At 41.6% G+C, this 21,025-nt stretch carries 15 protein-coding genes; 2 read left to right on the forward strand and 13 right to left on the reverse strand.

Annotation, left to right across the window (positions count from 1 at the left end; genetic code table 11):
• Positions 1 to 99: 99 nt before the first annotated feature.
• Together CS948_RS18695 and CS948_RS18700 are read left to right on the forward strand one after the other, a co-directional pair.
• Complete coding sequence (locus CS948_RS18695) at positions 100 to 528, forward strand: hypothetical protein (protein WP_099292555.1); 429 nt, start codon at positions 100 to 102, stop codon at positions 526 to 528.
• On the forward strand, positions 525 to 1,361 hold the full coding sequence (locus CS948_RS18700) for an IS3 family transposase (RefSeq protein ID WP_099292250.1): 837 nt from the start codon (positions 525 to 527) through the stop codon (positions 1,359 to 1,361). The genes CS948_RS18695 and CS948_RS18700 overlap by 4 nt, the downstream gene beginning before the upstream one ends.
• A gap of 229 nt (positions 1,362 to 1,590) precedes the next feature.
• Here CS948_RS18700 and CS948_RS18705 read toward each other — a convergent pair whose 3' ends face one another.
• From CS948_RS18705 to CS948_RS18765, 13 genes are all read right to left on the reverse strand, one after another.
• Complete coding sequence (locus CS948_RS18705) at positions 1,591 to 4,551, reverse strand: FAD-binding and (Fe-S)-binding domain-containing protein (RefSeq protein ID WP_255302074.1); 2,961 nt, start codon at positions 4,549 to 4,551, stop codon at positions 1,591 to 1,593.
• Positions 4,552 to 4,613: 62 nt separating this feature from the next.
• Positions 4,614 to 7,262 (reverse strand): S9 family peptidase, encoded by a 2,649-nt coding sequence (locus CS948_RS18710; RefSeq protein WP_099293598.1) that lies wholly within the window; start codon positions 7,260 to 7,262, stop codon positions 4,614 to 4,616.
• A 6-nt stretch (positions 7,263 to 7,268) separates the two neighbouring features.
• Positions 7,269 to 7,673: a lipocalin family protein gene (locus tag CS948_RS18715; protein ID WP_099293599.1), complete on the reverse strand. Its 405-nt coding sequence runs from the start codon at positions 7,671 to 7,673 to the stop codon at positions 7,269 to 7,271.
• A gap of 151 nt (positions 7,674 to 7,824) precedes the next feature.
• Positions 7,825 to 8,964, reverse strand: a complete 1,140-nt coding sequence (locus CS948_RS18720) for a Wzz/FepE/Etk N-terminal domain-containing protein (protein ID WP_099293600.1) — start codon at positions 8,962 to 8,964, stop codon at positions 7,825 to 7,827.
• 1 nt (position 8,965) lies between these two features.
• Positions 8,966 to 11,332, reverse strand: a complete 2,367-nt coding sequence (locus CS948_RS18725; RefSeq protein WP_099293601.1) for an SLBB domain-containing protein — start codon at positions 11,330 to 11,332, stop codon at positions 8,966 to 8,968.
• Positions 11,333 to 11,479: 147 nt separating this feature from the next.
• The gene (locus CS948_RS18730; RefSeq protein ID WP_255302075.1) at positions 11,480 to 12,406 is read right to left on the reverse strand and encodes a glycosyltransferase family 4 protein; all 927 of its coding nucleotides are present in this window, start codon (positions 12,404 to 12,406) and stop codon (positions 11,480 to 11,482) included.
• A gap of 41 nt (positions 12,407 to 12,447) precedes the next feature.
• Positions 12,448 to 13,350: an NAD-dependent epimerase/dehydratase family protein gene (locus CS948_RS18735; RefSeq protein ID WP_099293603.1), complete on the reverse strand. Its 903-nt coding sequence runs from the start codon at positions 13,348 to 13,350 to the stop codon at positions 12,448 to 12,450.
• Between the two features lie 683 nt (positions 13,351 to 14,033).
• Positions 14,034 to 14,888 carry a glycosyltransferase gene (locus CS948_RS18745; RefSeq protein ID WP_141560994.1) on the reverse strand — a complete coding sequence of 285 codons (855 nt, stop codon included), beginning with the start codon at positions 14,886 to 14,888 and terminating at the stop codon, positions 14,034 to 14,036.
• 9 nt (positions 14,889 to 14,897) lie between these two features.
• Entirely contained in the window at positions 14,898 to 15,947 is a 1,050-nt protein-coding gene (locus CS948_RS18750) for a glycosyltransferase (protein ID WP_099293607.1), read from the reverse strand.
• Positions 15,944 to 17,041 carry an EpsG family protein gene (locus CS948_RS18755; RefSeq protein ID WP_099293609.1) on the reverse strand — a complete coding sequence of 366 codons (1,098 nt, stop codon included), beginning with the start codon at positions 17,039 to 17,041 and terminating at the stop codon, positions 15,944 to 15,946. Before CS948_RS18755 ends, CS948_RS18750 begins: the two co-directional genes overlap by 4 nt.
• Positions 17,038 to 18,048 (reverse strand): glycosyltransferase, encoded by a 1,011-nt coding sequence (locus CS948_RS18760; protein ID WP_176555127.1) that lies wholly within the window; start codon positions 18,046 to 18,048, stop codon positions 17,038 to 17,040. The genes CS948_RS18755 and CS948_RS18760 overlap by 4 nt, the downstream gene beginning before the upstream one ends.
• A 121-nt stretch (positions 18,049 to 18,169) precedes the next feature.
• A complete protein-coding gene (locus tag CS948_RS21495; protein ID WP_141560995.1) occupies positions 18,170 to 19,201 on the reverse strand; it encodes a hypothetical protein in 1,032 nt (343 codons plus the stop codon).
• Positions 19,202 to 19,382: 181 nt separating this feature from the next.
• Complete coding sequence (locus CS948_RS18765; RefSeq protein ID WP_099293613.1) at positions 19,383 to 20,924, reverse strand: sugar transporter; 1,542 nt, start codon at positions 20,922 to 20,924, stop codon at positions 19,383 to 19,385.
• Positions 20,925 to 21,025: the final 101 nt, after the last annotated feature.

The following is a 21,025-nucleotide window of genomic DNA, read 5'->3' on the forward strand; positions in this document are numbered from 1 at the left end:
GCAACAAGCAATAAGCATCGTATTTTATCCGTGTATCATGGCGACTAAGTCCTGACTGTATTACCCTGAAAAAAGTTTACTGTAAACCAGAGTAAACCAATGTCAGAATTAGCAAAAATTATCAAACATCGTCATTTCCCCGTTCGGGTAAAATTGTCAGCAGTTCGTGATCGTTTGATCGAGGAACTAGATTACGCGGAGGTTTTAAGCAAGTATGATGTCAGTTCTTCTACCTTCCATGGATGGTTGACTAAATATAAACCCCGAGTGATGTCGGAAGCAAGTTATAAACGCTTATCTTTACCAGTGCATGATCCTAAAACTTTATTATCAATGACAGACAAGGAAGTTCAAGAACTGGAACACTTACGCGAGGAGTTAGAGAAACAAAAGGTACTTGTAGAAGCTTACGAGCTGATGCTTGAGTTAGCTAAAGACCGTCTTCACGTGGATGTAAAAAAAAACTACGAGGAGATGTTATTAGCGGGATTAGTGACCGCCAAAAAGCTCGGGAGGGCAAAGCGATGACAGCATACCTGTGCAACTCGCTAGGTTACAGCAAGCAGGCTTATTACAAGAGCCTTCGCTCGAGTAACGACGAGGAAGAACGTGAACGTTACGTTCTTTCCATTGTTGAAGAGATCCGTCGTGATTTGCCTCGTTTGGGGGTTCTGAAGTTGTGGCGGATGCTAACGGGTAACGGTTTGATGGTTGGTCGTGATTGGCTTTCCCGTTTGCTTCACCGGCATGACTTGATGGTAAAAATGAAGAAGTATCGCGTCATTACCACGGATTCCCGCGCGTGGCGTCACCAGTACCCGAACCTGGTGAAAGGCTCTCGAGTCGAGCGCTCTAACCAAGTATGGGTTAGCGATATCACTTACCTGTCGACGGGCAAAGGTTTTGTTTACCTTTCCCTGGTGACGGACGCTTACTCGAGGCGGATCATGGGCTGGGATGTACACCCGACTCTGGATTCGTCTGGTCCGGTCAAAGCCTTGTACCATGCCCTAGAGACCGGAGAACACGGCTCTTTCAAGGACTTGATCCATCATTCTGACAGGGGCGGTCAATATTGTTCGGCCTTGTACACGGGGATATTGAAATTGCACGGGATACGTGTCAGCGTCACCCAGGACGGCTCTCCATACGATAACGCTATCGCCGAGAGGGTGAACGGGATTTTAAAGAGAGAATGGTTGAACGATATCCCGTTGAAGGATATTCATGACGCCAGGAAACACGTCAAGAGGGTGATTGAAATATACAACAAGAAAAGACCACACCTGGCCGTTTGTTGTCAAGTGCCGGAGCAAGCCTACAAGGACAAAATGAAAAAATTTGCCAGGGTAATGTTTTGAGCCGGGCGATTTTTCCTTCTCCCGGGGAATTCCCCGGGAGAAGGAAAAGAAAGTAAACCTTTGATAGGAAGTATCATTTATTTAAAGTAAACTTGTAACAGTAGATTACAACAATACTACATTTTTTAATTTATTGAATATCAAATCGAGTAAACCAATTTCAGGAAACTACACCCATATATTCCCTTCCTCACCTTCATTTTACCGGGTTATCACCCAAAATCCATCGCTATTCCCGAATCAAGGCACGATACAACACTTCCACCGGATGCAGTGCTACCCGCCCCGTCCCGTCTTTGATATGCTGACGACAACTCGTACCGGGAGCGGCGATACACACCCGCTCATCCACGGCACGCACGGCAGGAAACAACACTTGTTCTCCGATTTTCATCGACAGCTCGTAATGCTTTTTCTCGTAACCGAAAGCGCCCGCCATGCCACAACAACCGGAAGGAATGACCTCCACCTCGTAGTTCGCGGGTAACGACAACATTTCCCGCGACGGTTCCACCGAAGCAAGGGATTTCTGATGACAATGCCCGTGCAGCATGATTTTCAAGGGTTCGCGGGTAAACTGTTCTGCTCGGATACGCCCGGCACGAATTTCACGAACAAAGAACTCATCATACAGCAAACTATTCCTGTTTAACTTCACGGCGGCCTCTTTCAAATCATCGCCTACCAGATCGGGATACTCGTCCCGGAAAGAGAGGATACACGAAGGCTCTATCCCGACCAGCGGTATTTCATCGGAAACAATATCTTTTAAAAGCGTCACGTTTTCACGAGCGATATTCCGGGCTACCTTTAACATCCCTTTCGAGATAGCCGTCCGCCCGCTCTCCGCGTGCCGGGGAATGATCACCTCGTACCCCAGCCGGCTCAACAATTCGACCATACTGATTCCCACCTCCACGTCCATATAATTCGTGAACTCGTCAGCAAAAAGATAGACTTTACCCGCGGAAGGCATCCCCGCCTGTCGGGAATACCGCTTTGCCCAATGTCGCAGGGTTGTCTTGTACATGACAGGTACAGCACGCCGCGGGGCAAAATGTAACATTCGCTTCAACAAACTTCCGGTCAAACGGTTCCGCACGAAAATATTATACAACCGCGGGAACAAAGAACCCAAACGCTGTACATCCGTCAGGTGCGCCACCAGATACGCCTTCAAGGGTACGCCGCACGTGTCATAATGATGTTGCAGGAACTCTGCCTTGAAACGGGCGATATCCACGTTCGAGGGACATTCCGACTTGCACGCCTTGCAGGAAACACACGTTTCCAAAGCCTCAAGTATCTCCGGTTGATCGTATATCTTTTCGGTTTTCGGGTGAGTCAGTAATTCCCGCAACAGATTCGCCCTAGCCCGTGTCGTGTGGCTTTCCTCCCCTGTTGCCCGGAAGCCGGGACACATCGTTCCACCGAAAGCGTATGATTTCCGACAATCACCCGAACCGTTGCATTGTTCGATAGCACATAACCATCCTTTCTGGGCTGAAAAATCGAAATAACTCTTCCCGTGAGCTTCTCCTTCCGTCACCTCGTAACGCAAAGAAGTATCCATCGGCGGGGTATCCACGATCTTGCGGGCATTAAACACGCCCTCCGGATCCCACCATTGTTTGGTTTCACGCATCAACCCGTACACCGACTCTCCGAACAAAAGCGGGATAAATTCTCCCCGCAAACGTCCGTCCCCGTGCTCGCCACTCAATGAACCTTTGTGCTTCTTGACCAGCAAAGCCGTTTCCGCGGCTACTTGCCGGAACAACTCCCGATCCCGCTGCAATTTCAAGTTCAACACCGGACGCAAATGCAATTCTCCCGTGCTGATATGGGCATGATATACACATTGAAGTCCCAACCGATCAAGCATCTTCTTGAAATCCGCCATGTAAGCGGGCAAACGTTCCGGCGCGACAGCCGTATCCTCGATCACGGATACAGGTTTCGCGTTACCCGGCATACCCGACAACAATCCTAATCCCGCCTTACGCAAACTCCATACCCGGCTGACGTCACTCCCGTACACCCGGGGAAAATGAAAACCATAACCGTGCGCCCTCATGTCTTTCTCTATCCGGTCTGCCGTCCGGTCAACCTCATCCCTCGTATTCCCCGCCAATTCGACTATTAATATGGCCTCCGGATCACCTTGAATGAAAAAGCGATTCTTATTCTGGGCTATATTTCCTTTACTCAATTCCAGTATATTCCGGTCCATCAGTTCCACCGCCACGGGAGCATGCCGCAAAGCCACCAGATTCGCCTCGAACGCCTCTTCCAGCGTGGCACAATGCACGCAAATCACAGCCTTTTCGCTTGGCGGCAACGGCACGAGATTCAATTTCAATTCCGTGGCGAACGCCAAAGTTCCCTCTGAGCCCGCCAGTAACTTACACAAATTAAAATGCCCGGAATAATTTTTATCGAAGTAATCCGAATACAACAACTGGTCTATGGCATATCCCGAATTACGTCTTCGCAAAGCCGGATCGGGAAAATGTTCTATAATCTCTTTCCCGTGCGATTGCAACACACGAATCATGTTCCGGTATATCTCCCCCTCCAACGTGTCCAGTGTCATCCGTTCCTCTACCTCCCCCGGCGTCATTCCCCGCAACACGATCTCCTCCCCGTTACTCAACACGACCGTAGCTTCAAGCAAATGCTCCCGAGTACTCCCGTACACCAGCGAATGGGAACCGCATGAATTGTTCCCGACCATACCCCCCATGCAACAACGATTGGAAGTAGACGTTTCCGGTCCGAAGAACAGACCGAACGGTTTCACGTACAGGTTCAACTCGTCAAGCACCACGCCGGGCTCCACCCTCACCCAATGCTCCCGCTCGTTCACCTCCAGTATCCGGTTCATGTACCGTGAAATATCCACGACTAACCCGTCGCCGACAACCTGTCCCGCCAAAGAAGTTCCTGCCGCTCTCGGTATTAACGTGATTTTATTCTCCCGGGCAAAACGCACGCATGCTTTCACGTCATCACTGTCTTTTGGGTACACCACCGCTAACGGCATCTCCCGGTAAGCCGAAGCATCCGTCGCGTAAATTACCCGATGAAGAGCATCCGCTTTCACGTCACCCTTTATCTCCCGTGTCAAACTGTCAAAATCAATCATTCCACCTCCGAATAATTTTTTAGCGCTCTTGACAATCCCCATGCGGGTATCTGATTTATAAAAAAAAGCGCATATTTGTTCTTGACAAATATACGCTATATTTATTAAAAATCATACTTCTGGTCGTATCCCCGCTCGTGGATATTAATACCTTCTTTCATCCACCGGGGCATAGGTTCATTCTTGAGATAGTGATTGAAAAATTGTTCCATCCGTATCGTCCAGTCCTTTTGTGCCGGGCGTGCATTCAAGAAGTGACCTTCCCCGACATAATTCAACATCCATGCCGGACGTTGCAGACGCCGCAAGGCAAGAAAAAGATTTCTACCATCATAATAGGAAACAGCCCCGTCCTTATCACAATGGAAAATCAACGCCGGAGTATGTATCCGATCGGCAAACAACAAGGGTGAATTCTCGATATACCCCTCCAGATTTTCCCACAAGGTAGTCCCCATGCGACATTGCCAATCCTCGTACATCAACATACAAGGGACACCGCTTTCTTCCCGGATCCCGGTATAGACAGAGGTCAGGTTGATCAAAGCTGCCCCGATATTCACGCAGGTGAACATATCGGTTCTCGTCACCAGATACGCGGTCTGGAACCCCGACCAACTATGTCCCTGCAAACCTACCCGTTTCGGATCAATGATTCCTCTGTCAATCAAAGCTTTTGTTCCGCTCACAACCGCATTGTAAGAACTTTTCCCCGGGTTGCCTATCTCGAAATAAACATCCGGCTGAAATACAATATATCCCTTGCTGACATACGTGGGGACGTCAATCATAGCGTGACTCAACCCGGGCACGGGATGAAGGTGCATCTCGGGAGTATGGGTTTCATAGAATGTCACTATCGTCGGGTAACTCTTGTTCTTGTCGTAATCATCCGGTAGATAGAGTAATCCTTGATTGGCTTTCCCGTCATAATTCGTCCACTCCACCTGCTGCACCGTTCCCCATTTATAATCGCCCCGTTGCGGGTTGACATCCGTGACCTTCCGCATCTTCCGAAACGAGGGATCGGTAATCCACAAATCCCGGTCTTCATAGTAATTCTGTTTCGTGCACAACAACGTATTCCCGTCGGTAGACTGTTGTGTAATCGTCAACATAAAAGCGCCTTCCATCTTAGGTGCAAGTTTCCCGGACGGGGACAACGCCCAGACACCCGTATTCTTTGTCGTCCAATCCGTAGACATGACACGATTCTCTCGCTCCATATCCACTTGAATAATATCCCAATCGATATTAAACAAACGGAATATCGTGTTACGTTTACGCCCTTCCTCGTGCGTCCAGCAATACGTTTTTTCTCCGGTCAAGTCTACCACCCAAATATCGAAACGATCATAAACAAGAAGCCGCCTCCCGTCCTTACTCCATCCCGCTATACCGTAAGGCGGTGCAGGATTCGGGCGATCATACAATTCGTCGTGTAACGGGTAAGGAATTTCATCGGTTAGCACCCTGCGGTTTAACGTACCCGGTTCCAGTACCACCCATGAACGCTTGCCGTTATCGTAATAGAGTAAATAATCCCCCTTGGGACTCCAGTAAATCCGGCGAGTCAAAGCTTCCGCCACCAATTGGTGCTCTGCGGTAACCAGATTCACCAGATACAAATCAAAACGAGTGTCATGCAGCCAGTCCCGCTTGTTCAGATAAGGCTTTTCATCCTTCTCGTAAGCATAAACAGGAGCATCCGTATCAGGCATATACAATTCCGGGTGACCTGCCTCACAAAGTTGTATACACCCGCCGCCCTCCGCGTCCGATATAAACCGTTCGGGAGTGGGCACGGCTGGACGATACCCGCTTATCGCTTGTTGCGAGGGAATCACCGGATCGTTCCAACTCCAAAGTTCAAGGGTAAAACTCTCGTCTTTCTCCCCCTTGGGCTTTGCAGCTTTCGGAGTTTTGTGTTTCTCGAATATAGAACGTTTCGATTTTCCCAATTGTCGCACAGACCGCATATTCACGTCCATTACTTCTATCCGGTCCGCATCCAGAAGTTCCGTCACCCGTTTGTCTTTCAATGAAAAAGTATAATATCCTTTCTCACCTTCATCCCCGGCAAAATAAAATCCGCCGTCCTTTCCCCACTCGTTGAAATAAAAATGCTCCAACCGTTTCGTGGTATCCCGATACAGGCATTCGTACTTGCCCGCCTTATTCCGTGAACCGAAATAAATCGTATGGATATCGGCTTCCCGCTTCAGGTAGACAATCTTCCAATCCTTATCGTAAAGGCAATAAGTGCCGACACCCGTCAAAACCAGACTATCATTCGTCTGTATATTTTTCACAACCAGCGTATCATTCGTTTGATACGCGGCCAAGGGGATAACGGAATTGAGTTCCACACCCTCTCGCAGACAGACCTCCTTCTTGTTCCGCAAACAATGCACCACACGAATCACATCATCACCTTCCTTCTTACCGTAAACAATCCACTCGCCCCCTGCAAAAAACTCGGGAGAATCCGGACACTCCAAAGTGCTCGTTCTCCCGGTTTTTACATCATAGAAATAATAAATATTTCGGGCAACCTTATTTGCCGCATCATTATCGAAATACATGTACCGGTACATTACCCACTTCCCGTCGGGCGACAACTTGTAGCTGTCAACCCTCCGCCACTTCCGGTAAGCCTCTTCATCTAACACCTTTTTCTGCGCTAAACAGGAAAAGGAAACTAAAAACACATGAATAAAACAGAGAATAACGATATATGATAAACGGCACATAGTCTTTTACTTTTGAGGGGTTACTCGTTCTTTGATAATTTTGGTGTTCAAATACAGGAATGCGATACGCGGTGGTCCGGCACTCACGAGCAAAGAGAGGCTGTCTGAGCTCAACTGTGTAATTTTCTCTTTCGTCAAGTACTCTTCTCTCGTTCCGTCATCCTCGATACTTTCCCCCTTAATGATTAGATACCCCTCCTGAATCTCCCAAGTTTTCAGATCCAGACTAGGGATATTGATACTTTCACAAATACCACCTTTCTTGAAACGGAATCCCTTCAATTCTCCCGTGGACTGGTAGGTGTAAGGATTACACCACTCTCCAAGCAATTTCTTTTCCATTTCCTTCTGGGGGTCTGTGGCACACGCGACAAACAGGAGTGTCAGACCGATGTAGATTAAATTCTTCATGTTTCTAAATTTAAGATTTTACTTTTAATACACATCTTAATTACACGACCTACACGGAAAAGGATTAACACCATTCGAAAAAAAATCACGAGGGCGGAGAACATTTTATTCTCCGTCCTCGTGATTTTAACTACAGCCCCTCAGCTCCGGACTATTCTTTTATCCATTTCTTCAATTTATCATTCCCGAACGTGTTAGCCAAAAACGGTAATCCCAACACTACACCTATTCCGGCAAAACCACCCAAGAAAGTAAAAAGCACACATATCAACCCTCTTTTGGGTTTCGAGCGTTCCACGGGAACCACTACCGGCTCAACAACCGTTAATATCGGTGTTGTTTCATTCACGGCTATTTCAGCCTGTTCCAATTGCTTCGCCAATTCCGAGTATACACTATAGGCAAGATTATACTCGTTAGTCAACATATCCTCCCTCGTCTTGGCCACAGCCGAAACAAATCCTTTATTGGCATCCCGGAACTTGGCAAGTTCATCCTGCCTTACCTCGTAACGTTCTTTCGCCTTATCATATTGTTTTTGCACGAAGTCCAGATTCGACTGCACCTTCTCAATCTTGAAACGAGTGATGTACTCTTGCAACAACTTCTGCGCTTGTTGTGCCAACTGTGCTACTGCCAAAGGCTCAGGCATAGAAGCAGACAACTGCACGTATCCGTCTTTATCATTCACGTTCAACGAAACAATCTTATCCAATATCTCGGCTACCTCTTTTTCATCCTTCGAAAGCGATTGAATCGCCGAGCCTTGCTCCGCCATAATTTGTGTTGTATCTTCCCCTCGAATAGCGCCGATGATTACCCCCGGCAAACCAATCGTGTACTTTTTAACAACCCCGAAAAGACTGAATTTTTTATACTCGTCTTTCGTGTAATAATCAAACAAAGTGATAGGCTGTTCGTACTCCTCGAATTTCAAAGGTGTTGCCATCAACTCCTTTTTAAAAGGAACACTTGCCAATATCTTGGGATAAATCGTCGGGGCAAGAACTTCACCCCCACCCATGGAACCCAAATTAATACCCACCATCGAAGCCAAACCACTCAATCCGCCGCTTGCTTTCTTGTCACCGCTCTGGGGGACCATTGTACATCCCGCGGAATACTCTTTCGGGCTAAAAAGGGCTACCAACACACCTATTACCATAAAGACGACCGTGATCTTAATAATCAATTTACGGTTCTTCCATAATTTCCGGATGACTTCCACCAAATCAATCTCCTCGTCTTGCTGTGGTATCTGATTCGTCTGTTCTTTTATTTCCTGTCCCATACTACTTCGTGCTATTAAGAATTGATGTAACCATGGCAGCAATAGAGGTTGTCGAAGAAGTCAGACTTAATATTTCAGGCAACCCCAATCTATTCTTTCGCTCCAACTTCATCGGAACAATAATCTCACATCCCGGTTCAATTTTCGGATTCCGTCCCCCTCTCCGTACCGCCAATGTTCCATTCGGATAGATCACGTAAGCCCTACGCTTTTTAGCGTTCATAGCATATCCTCCGGCATTATCTATATAGTCTCTCAACTTCATTTTATTCTTGTATGTAACTGCATTCGGGTACATCACTGCTCCACTGATTTTTACTGTATTTACAAAATTAGAAACATGTAGGACATCTCCTTCTCTAAGTACTAAATCATCCTCTCCCCCCGGATTAGCCAAAGCTTTCTCCAAATCAATACCAACAAAATAAGTCTGAGCCAAATCCAAACTTTCCATAGATATGGAATCACCTTCCGTAAATTTTGCCAACTTTTGGGCTGACGCCATCCTCATTCGTTCATCCTGATTCATCCGACGCTCCAAACGAGCGCCTCTTAGGTAAGCCTTGGATGTTATTCCACCGGCACGTGCCACCAAATCTGAAAGCCTATCATTAATAGATGTTTTCGCGTACGTCCCCGGATAAAGTATCTCTCCGTCAACCCTCACGTTCTGTTGCTCCCGGTATCCCGGCGAACGACGCACGTAAATCTCATCAAACGGTTCCAGAACGAAATTCTTAATACCATCCACCATCAACCCGTCCTTCAACGCGAACGTGAATAATTCCGCCTCTTCTGGTGCCTCGGTCGTACTTTTCGGTGATTTTATTCTTCGGGAAACATCCACTCGTACCTCGGATGCCGACTCCAAAAGTCCCCCGGCTTGAATAATTGCATCCTCGATGGTCATATTCTCCACGAAATTATATTCTTTCGGGTTCTTCACTTCCCCCCGGATTTGTATCACGTAACCTTCTCGCAAAGCGGTTTTCGAGGGCACATACAACACGTCATTCTTCCTCAAAACAATATCCTCGACCTCGCCTTTCATAAATTTGCCCAAATCAATCGCAAGAGCTTCACGAGTTAAATCTTCTCTCTCGCGATACAATATGGCACGATTCAAAAAAGCATCCTCTCTCGGTCCCTCCACCACATCCAACAAATCTTTCAACGTCGCAATCGAAGCACTGATAGCATATTTTCCCGGACGGAAAACAGCCCCCTCCACAGACACCCGATTCTCGTAGCGGGGCAAAATGGCATCCACCAACACGGAATCCCCGTTCGCCATAACAAATTCAGGAAATTCCTCATTATACACCGTGTACATCTCGTACTCGGAATCACCCTTCCGTGTCACGTTCAAGTTCTTCTTGTAAGCATCCCCGGTAAAACCTCCGGCATACTCCAATGCTTTACTCAAAGTTTCATCCCCCTTCAACTCGTATCTCATCGGGCGCTTCACCTTACCCAAAATCGTCACGATCTTCTCGTAAGTCCCCACGTTAATCAAATCCCCATCCTGCAAAACAATATCGAAAGTATTGTCCCCGTTCATGATGTACCCGTAAACATCCACATGCTTAAAAGCCTTACCATCCCGGTACAACACGACATCACGCAACGTTCCTACTTGATTCACACCTCCCGCAGAATACAAAGCATGAAACACCGTTGCCAACGAAGGTAAAGTATAAGTCCCGGGCATCACGACCTCGCCCATAACATTCACCTGAATACTGCGGATTTTACCTAAAGTAAGTTGTATAAAAGTTCCCGGATTCTCCGAACTCAAATCCGAATATATACGACTGAATACATTTTTCAAATACGCGGAAGCCTCTTTCACTTGTTTCCCGCTTAAATAAACGGGTCCCAACCCCTGAACATTAATACTTCCGTCCGGAGATATTTCTTCCCGGAGCGTGGTTTCCGAATTACCCCATATATCGATAATCACCTCATCGCCGGGAGCTAACTTATAATTCTCGGGAGTCGGGATACTCAAATTAGGTTCAAAAGTCAACCTTCCATTATTAAAAATTTCCCTGCCGAACACATCATTCTTACTCCTCGGACGAATCACGACAGTATCTTTTGTCACCTGTAAAGGCGCCATCGTTCTTCCTCTCGAATTATCAGCCTGTCCTTGTTGTGTGCCGGTTTGACTACCGTAACTCTTCTGGATTCGCTGTATTTGCTCCATCGTAACCCCTTTCTGGGTCAACATCAAAATGATTTCATTCTGGGACTTGCCTTGAGCCTGTGCCTCTTTCACAGCTTCTACCACTTGTGTATCTGACATTTGGGCAAAAGCAAACCTCGATACGCCAAGTATTAGTACGATCAATATTAAAAATCTCATATTACTTTTTTTGAATGTTTTTACGCAACCATCCTCTCGGTTTACAGCCAAACCGCCCCCTCACAGGGCAAACCGTAAACCGAATAGCCGGATCGACCGCAAAGATACTGTATTAATTGAAAATGAAAAATGGATACGCGAAAAATATTACTTCTCTTCCAATAAAGCGTAATATTTACGACGCAACGGAAGATAAACCGCCACAAGCACCACCAAACTCACGATAGCGTAAAAAAGAGTATACGCCGGAGCACATTTCAAAACAAGCAAATACCCTCCCCCGACAAGCGCCTGTGTTGCCATATAAAAAAAAGATACCGACAAATGGGGAATCTTCGCCTCGTTAGCCAACAATTGATACAAATGCTTCCGATGCGGTTGTCCTATATTCTCTTTCAACATCAAACGATGAATAATTGTCAACACACCGTCAACCCCGTACACGCCCAATAAAATCAACACCGAAATCTCCCCCGTGCGCATGATAAAAGTCCCTAGCAGGAAAAGAAGTATAAAAGCAATAGCAACAGCCCCCACGTCACCGGAAAAACACCTCGCGCGAGTCCTAAAATTATAGAAATTAAATACCAACAATGACAGAATAACCACCGGAATAAAACCCGCAGGCGCAATCTGTATTACCCAAGCGTTTATCCCCCACAAAGCCAACAGTACAACCAAGCTATATCCCCCGGTAATCCCGTTGATGCCATCCATAAAATTGTATATATTCAGAATAGCCAAGCAAACGAACAAAGCCACAATCACGTATCCCCACGAAACCTCGTGCACCCCCAACTGCAACAACAAAAGCAACAAAGCAAAAGTCTGCACCAGCAAACGCAACTTCGCCGAAAGCGGATGCATATCATCCATAAAACTCACTACCGCCACCAACGTCAACCCGCACAAAAACCACGGGGCGAAAAAACCGAAAGTCAACCCGTAAACGAGCACACCCAAATAAAAAATCACCCCGCCTCCTCGCAAGGTAATTGTATGATGGGAACTCCTCTCGTTAGGAATATCCATGATTTTGTATCTTTCCGCTATTTTAAAATAAATGTTCTCCATCACAAAAAGTAGAAGGAGAACAAACCCGTAAATCCAGTCTATCATTTCTTTTGCTTGAACGATTCAACCATCTCACGAATCCCGTCTTCCAAAGTATAACGAGGTTCATAACCGATAGAATTTAAAGCCAATTGACGATCTATCACAACATCACCCCACAATTTCTGATAAAGATCCGGGCGAATTTTCTCAACCATTCTCAAAAACAAAGACGGGGAAGGTAAATTAATCGTGTGAACACCCAACTGTTCAGAAATCACCTCTATAACATTACGTGTTGAATAGGGTTCTTTATCTGTCGGGTAGAAAATACCTTCAGCCTCTTTCTCCACGGTTAAATGGATAAACTCTATCAAATTCTTCACGTTAATAAAATCACGACGATTCCGAGCCGAACCGAACGGAAGCGGTATATGACGATTCACCAAACGAATCAAACGCATCATATTTCCCGGAGCCATACCACCACCATAAGCCATCGGGGGACGAATAATCACCGTCTTGAACTCGTGATCACTCATCGCCAACAACTCCTTATCAGCTTTCAACTTAGAACTTCCATAATAAGTCCTCGGCATTTCCGGTGTTGTCGTAGAAATACGACTGGCAGTACCAAACACGGCAATCGTACTCATTTGAATAAATTGACGAACGCCTGCCTGACGGGCTTTTTGGGCCAACACGCAAGCCATACGATAATTCACCTCATCATAAAGTTCCTGATTCTTCTCTTCCGGACGGTGTACGATAGCAGCAAAATTAATTACCGCATCAAACCCGACGAACGACTCCACAGGCATATCCCAAAACGCCTTTACCACGATTTCCTTATCATATCCCGTAGGACGTCGGCTATAACAAGTTATCGAATCCTCCGACTGGTAATTTCGAATAAACTGTCCAGCAATAAAGCTACTCCCTCCAATTATCAATATTTTTTTCATTCCTCGATCTATTTAAACGGCATAAAATCTTACTCTGTCCATTTTATGGACCCTAAACAATCTCCTTAACGCGTTATTCATTTTACCCGAAAAACGCCTCCTCGTTTTCCAAAGCTTGTTTACGTCGTGTAGACCTTAAATGTTTGATTTGTATTCATATAATTAATAATAGTGTGTTGTGTGTTGCTTTTTACTTTCAAGATGCGAAGATATGATAAAGGTTGCGTCAACAACGTGAGTTTTTTTGTTTTTAACAAATTCTTAACGAATAAACGAACAGCGTTTTCTCGCCTATTCCCATTTCCGAAAGCAATTAACACAATAACAATGTACTATGAAATCATTTTCATTGGATTCGCTATCAAACATTTGTCATTTTTTTTAGCATCTTCTTATTTGTACCATTTATATCTTTACACACCATAGATTATCTCTCCTCACAATAAAATAAAAAAATGCTACAATTGGCATTTCCATACTTCCAGACGATCTGAATCTCGACAGAAAAAGAAAAGTAGATAACAAGTACAAAAGCATAGAAACCATAAACCGATTAACAAAAAAAAATACACATCACTTTACTTCTCAATACTTTTTTCAAATATATGTTATGACGGATATTCTGGTACGCAACAAACGTAAACTGAGCAAATACGCTGATATTTTTTTAACTTTGAAACATTCTATTTTCTTAAAAATGTACGGTATAAAAGTGCTCGTCCCCGTTTACCGATCAATCGTACAACACTTTTAACAGACAAACTAAAAACAAATTCACATAGATTAATTCGCCCCGATTCTCTCATAAAATTCAACAAATGGTATTCAGAAACAACATACCTTCCGCCTCCTCTCCGTTTTAACATTTCGTACCCCCCTCTTGCCCATAATAACGATTCGCCTATATTAGCGAACTGAAACCCTCCATTTGCCATTCTGTTCCATAAATAATAATCCTCTAATAAATAAAATGGTTGATATCCTCCCACACATTCGACATCCTTCTTTCGAAACATCACAGTCATATGATTAAACGGATTTCTCCATTTCATGAATTTAAGTAATTTTTCATGCTCTAATGGCAATTGACGGACTGATTCTATTTGGTCTTTACTCTCCGAAAACTCTTCTACCCATGTCCCTACAACCGATATTTCTGGATGAGATTTCATGAAATTTATTTGTACTTCGAATCGATTAGATTTACAAATATCATCAGAATCCATTCGAGCAATAATCTCATTCTTACAATACCCCATCCCTATATGCAAAGCTTTACCTAATCCGACATTATCAGGTAACGAAACAATTTTCAGATTTCCTTTTTCCTTTTCATAAGAATTAAGTACTTGTTCTAACTCATCTGTTAATAGTCCATCCTTCACAACAACGACTTCATCAGGAGGTAGAGTTTGTTCAAAAATACTACGCAACGCCTCATCCAAATACGCTGGCTGTTCTTTTATATATACAGACATTAAAACTGAAAAATCCATACTCATCGATATTAATAATTTATCATCTACAAATTTATTCACAACACTCTTTTAACGTTCTGTACATATCCTATGATATAGACTTAAATACCCTATCGTCATTCGCTTTATTGTATAACGTTCCAGATAAGCTTTATGAAAATTATCTCTTATATTCTTCCCATTATGCTCTATCAACATTATCGCCTGCTTCAATGAATCAATGTCATTTAATGTAAAAAAAGCAACTTCTTCAGGAGTAAAAATCTCTTCAAATATCGGGATTCTTGAACATATTGTCGGTATGCCATATGCAGAAGCTTCAATTAATGATAAAGGGAATCCCTCACTTCGACTAACCATTCCATAGACATCATAATACTGCAAATAACGAAAAGCATTTAACTGATACCCTAAAAACAAACAACGTTCTTGAACTCTATTATCTATTGAAAGTTGTTCTAAGTCTTTACGACTCTGTCCATCACCAACCACAACTAAAACATAATCCTCAAGTTTAGGTAAGACCCGAATCAATTGATCAACCCCCTTCCGTTCTGTCAATAAAGCATTAACTCCTATTACCTTCCGACCTCTTTTAAAATTTAGCAATATTTGTTTTTCATTTTCAGATAAATACATTGACTGATCAACACTTTTTGCATTATACACATATGCCAATTTTGACAAAGGCAACCAACGTTCATAATACTCCATAGCATTTCGACTCAACGTTACAATAAGATCATGCTTTCTCAAAAGAAATCTCCACAATCGTGAAAAAATCACAGCTACAACTTTATTATACTGATATGCCAAATCCACATACATATAATTATGCAACGTTGTTATACATTTACAATGCTTTATTTGAGACCGATGCCAATACAAATATGCGTCAGGACGTATTCCGTGAGAATGTATTATATCATAAGCATCAAAATCTATTTTTTCAAAAAAAGAAATTCGGTATGTATCACAATCCATTGAAATTTCTTTTTTTTCATCAAAGTAAAAAACAGTACAGTTAATATTTTCCTGTTTCAAACCAACAACCAAATCCCGAACGACCAGAACCGGACCTAAATTAACCAATCTCGATACGATAAATGCTACTTTCATATTCCACCTCCCCAATATTGATAAGGCAATACATTACCATTATACAAATTCAAAAAAATAGTCATAAAACAATACCCCACGATAATACACCAAGACAACATCTTGTGAAACAAATTCTTCTGCAACAAAGAAATATACATAGGAACAATAATTACTTCAGAAGAAGTAAATAATGTAGCCACCCTTCCTGCAACAATAGAAAAATCATTAAAAACCAACAACCAACAAGCCCCAAATATATATATCGCAAACAATAATCGAAAGAAAGCATATTCTTCTGATAAAACAGAATAGAAATAAATCCCCACAACAGACACGATTATAGATTTGAGTACCACCGGATTAGAAATAACTCCCAACGTTTGATTAAATTGTTGGGAATCGACATACAATTTTATCTTGTAAAAAATAGATATATCTGGAAGATACGACAACATACGTCCAATAGGGAAAAACCATGCAAAACATAAACAAACTATCAACATCCATGCATAATTATTTCTATTCATTTTAAGCCAATAAAAAGGATACATCAAAAGAAAAACCCATGCAATCGTATGAAACATAGCTGCAATTCCAACTAATAATACAAATATTTTCCAACGTTTCTGGACAATAAAACTAATGCTATATAAACAAATAGCACTCGCTATCCCGAAACGAATCTGTATCATTTCTCGCACTAAATAAATATGTCCATAATACAACAATACAGAAAAAAGAAAATAAGGAGAATATTTTTTATACACTTTAAAATTCAAAAGCAAAGTGACAAATGCTGTAATAGCGAATATAAAAAAAGATTGATGTGTAAAAAAACTTATCAGTTTATTCAATAATCGATAGCCCGGCTCCATAAAATAAATTTCCTTTCCTATCAAACTCTGCTTATCCAACACGTTAGCATCAATAGATTCTCGGAAGGCTAATTCATAATTTGCATGATCTTGATCCCCAACATTCATCGCAGCAAAAAAACATAGAATTACAAAAAATAAAAACAATGTACGTTTTCTTAGCTCTTGTCCCCCGTCAAAAACATCTAAAATAGCAAAAACAGCTAATATTCCGAAAACAACAAAATATGGAATCATTGTTTATATATATATAGTTTTAAAAGAGATTTCTTTAACGTTTCTTGCCCATATAATCGCTCATAAGAATGGTCTCCAATTTCTACTTGACGATTTTTTTCTTTTCCCAAAAAATCTCTTATCTCTTTTTCTAAACTTAAAGGATCTGTAACATCAAAAAAAGACAATCCTGTTTCACCCTGAAATTCTCGAAAAAAAGGAACATCCGAAGCAATAATCTTTTTCTTGAAATAAAAACAAAAAGAAAATACACCGGATTGAGTTGCCGAGATATATGGAAAAATAACACATTTAGCTTTCTCAAACAGATCCTTTATTTCATTATCATGTATAAAACGATTTATTAGAACAACATTAGCCAATGGCTCATAATCAAAATACACATCTCCTTTGCCTGCAATTACCAACTTCTCTTGCTGCAAATCTCGAGAATTTTTAAAAACATTATAAAGCAAATCAATACCTTTATATTTTTCAATTCGTCCAAAAAATAAAAAATAACTTTTTTCAGACTTTATTTCCGGCACACACCTATCACCCTCAACAATAGTTTTTGTCAATAAAGAAGGAAATGGATGATAATATATATTCTTTGCCGGATATCTAGCGCAAAGTTGTCCACATTGTACTTTACTTGAAGTGACCAAATTATCTATAACAGACATCAATTTTCGGACTTTCATTCGGTGGCTCCATTCAAACCAATATTCATGCAACCTATTTCTATAATGAATTTCGTGCTTTTCCAAATCATGCACTGTATAAAACATTTCAAATCTCTTCTTCAATTTCTTTACGATTGCCGCAATGTATGGATCTTCTGTTAAACAATGTATTGTATCAATATGAAAACGTGTTGCCGCTTCCTTTATTTGATTATATAAGGCATGAGGAAAAATCAAATTTTTTGCTCTCTGAATTTTTCCTTGTGGTGTAGACATGAAAATAACTCTTGACCTATACTTTTCAAGAATACTTTCCCGGTAATCATTATCTGGGGCAGACATCACAATTGCATAACAATTCACATCCGGACAAGAAAACATAGTGTTCAAAATACAAGCAGAGAAATGTCTCATCCCGGCGCTTGCATTAGTACAGATATACAAAATTCGTCTACCCATTATATCATTTCTTATAATCGATTTCCCACGCTTGTTTAAAAAGACACCATAATATTGACAAACATCCCAACACAAACATAAGACCAATAATGATCTTTTTCTTGTGTGGGGATATGGCAATGTCTGAAGCAACAGCTGGTTGAAGAATTTCCAAAGCCTTCCCTGAAAGATCGGCATTCACTTTCATGATCTCGTATTGACGCGCAAGCATATTATACAAATTAAAAGCAATATCCAATTTTACAGGAGAGTAACTCTCGACCCTATTTTTTAATACACTTGTCTCGTATCTTTCTAGCATCATCTGATATTCATGTTCTGAATTTTCATACATTTTTTGAGCAAGAAGCAACTCCTGTTCTAATTTTTCATGTCGAATTTCAGTAATACGTTTTTCCAGACTTTGAGTAACAAAATTCGCTATTTCGGCTGCAACAACGGCATTTTGAGCCGTCACCCGCACGTAACCGATTGCTTTATTTTCATCCGTTTCTACCTGAATATTCTCTCTAAGATAATTAATAAAACGTTGCTGTGTTAAAGACAAACTATGCTCATTCCATTCTGCATCCGACACAACTACTTTATCAGAATCCGCAAACCAATTCTTTACTGTTGCGGGTAAATTCAATATTTTATTCCACCAAGGTTCTTTCTGGTAATTTATCACATAGTCAAACAATGTTATGTCTTGTCCCTCTTGTAAACGGACACGACGTGTGGCCAATTTGGAAAGGACATTTGTACTTTTAGCAAATTCCGGGTACATATCTTTAGGAATTTCAATAGCACAAATATCTTTTATATTTAATCCCATTAAAGTTGCTATCGATATTCCTTGCTCTCTTTTTGCAATTAAATCATCATTAATCAAATACTTCACTTCTGCCTGAAATTGTTTTGGAATACTAAATGCGATTAAAATCCCCAAAAACAAACCGACACATATACTCTTAATAATAAAAAAACGCTTTTCCCAGATACCTTGTAAAAAAACAAATAAATCTATTCCCTTCTTTTGATTTTCATTTTCCATGCTGAATTTTATTTATTACTATTTCTCAAAAACATATAACGAACAAATTAAAGATCTGTTTTCCAATTAGATAAACACAATTGAAAAACAGATCTTTCAAAGGGTAAATATAATAAAAGTGTACACTTGATACAAGTAAATTACATATTGTTTTGTAGAAAAAGAAAAAATCAATAATCATTCAATTAACAAACATTCTTTTTACTCGCAAAACAAAATCCCGCATCCCTCTATCAAACACATAAAACAACAAGGAACTGAATACACCATAAATTATCATAACTCCCAATGCATATCCTATCCATCTACCGTATGTAGTAATCTGATAATCCCTATAAAACCATGCGAGCACCACATAAGAAACCAATACAGCCACTCCTATTAACCCAAAACATTTGAACTGATACATTACATATTCCATTATATTATCCCCGAACCCTCGTTTATAAAGGAAATAAGGTTTCCACCCCACAATCACGATGATTAAACTAACTGCTACCCCCCACAAAATTCCAGCTAATCCATAATAATATCCAAACAATATCGAACACCCTAAATTCAAACCGGCTTCTATCATCGGGGCCCAAATGTCCTGAAATAAACCATAGGCAGATAAAAAAACATCATTAGCCCTTGTCAAACCGATAAACGTAATAACGACTAAGGCAACAAAAGCCGATTGCTCCAGAATATATTCCTCGCCAATCCACAAACGAATAAAAGAATGGGATAACAAATAAAGACCGAAGCAAACCATTGAAGCAAACCATACCCGACACGATGTCAATTCCCAGAAAACCGCCTTTATTCGTCCCTTGTCACCTTCTGCCACTAAATTTCCGACACCCGCTCTCACACCATTTAGCAAAGCATTAATCAACGAGGTTATTCCCGTCATGATAAGCATATAATTTCCATATATAGCAACTAAAGTTAAAGAAGTGTAAGCATAAATGACCAAAGGACTTGTCTGCGATAATACGAAAAAAGATATCTGATGGAAAAACACTTGTTTTGTCTTGGTAATAATAATCTGATATTCTTTTCTCACCTTTTTCCCCACGGAAGGCAATGAATGTAACCATGGGTACACATTTTTTATCAAACGATCCAATACTACTGTTGTCAGAATTGCCGCCAGCAATTCCAAACCTAACCAATAAACATAACCATGACTCAAATAACGGATTGCCAGAATCTGAACAATTACCTTTATTACTTTTAATCCTTGAACGCTTTGTGTAATTTTATATTCTTTTTGATCTGCAGTAAGCACTATTTGCCGGTAATTAAAGAAATACCCCAATAAAGAACTGATTAATAAAACAGCAAATGAACCATAAGCATACCACAAAGGGACATCCGCTTTTTGGAAAATCACCGGAAAAAAGCACATCAGCACGCAAGCCCCAACAATAACGACACAAGCAATTTTCCGATACATCCATCCCTGCACCGACACGATTTCATTTATAGTTTGTATATCCTTTTCAAATAAAGGTCGATAAAGAGTGTAAGCAATAGCCGAACCGACACCTAATTCCGCCAGATTCAAGAATCCTAACAGATTCTGTGCTGTCGTGTTTAATCCCAACACCTCTGCCCCTAAATAATCCAGAAATATTTTCCGGGAAAAGAATTGAAGAATCAGATTAATGAAATAAAACACTAAAGCTATCTTAGCATTTTTAACACTTTTTGCGGTTCTTGATTCAGAAGTCATTCGATATTAATGATCGTTTATTACATTGCAAATATACATCATTTTTATTTATCGCAAATTTTCCCGATATATAATTTATTTTGCATATTTGCCCTATATTA

Origin of the sequence: Butyricimonas sp. Marseille-P3923 (assembly GCF_900184685.1) — a bacterium.
GTDB classification, from domain to species: Bacteria; Bacteroidota; Bacteroidia; order Bacteroidales; family Marinifilaceae; genus Butyricimonas; species Butyricimonas muris.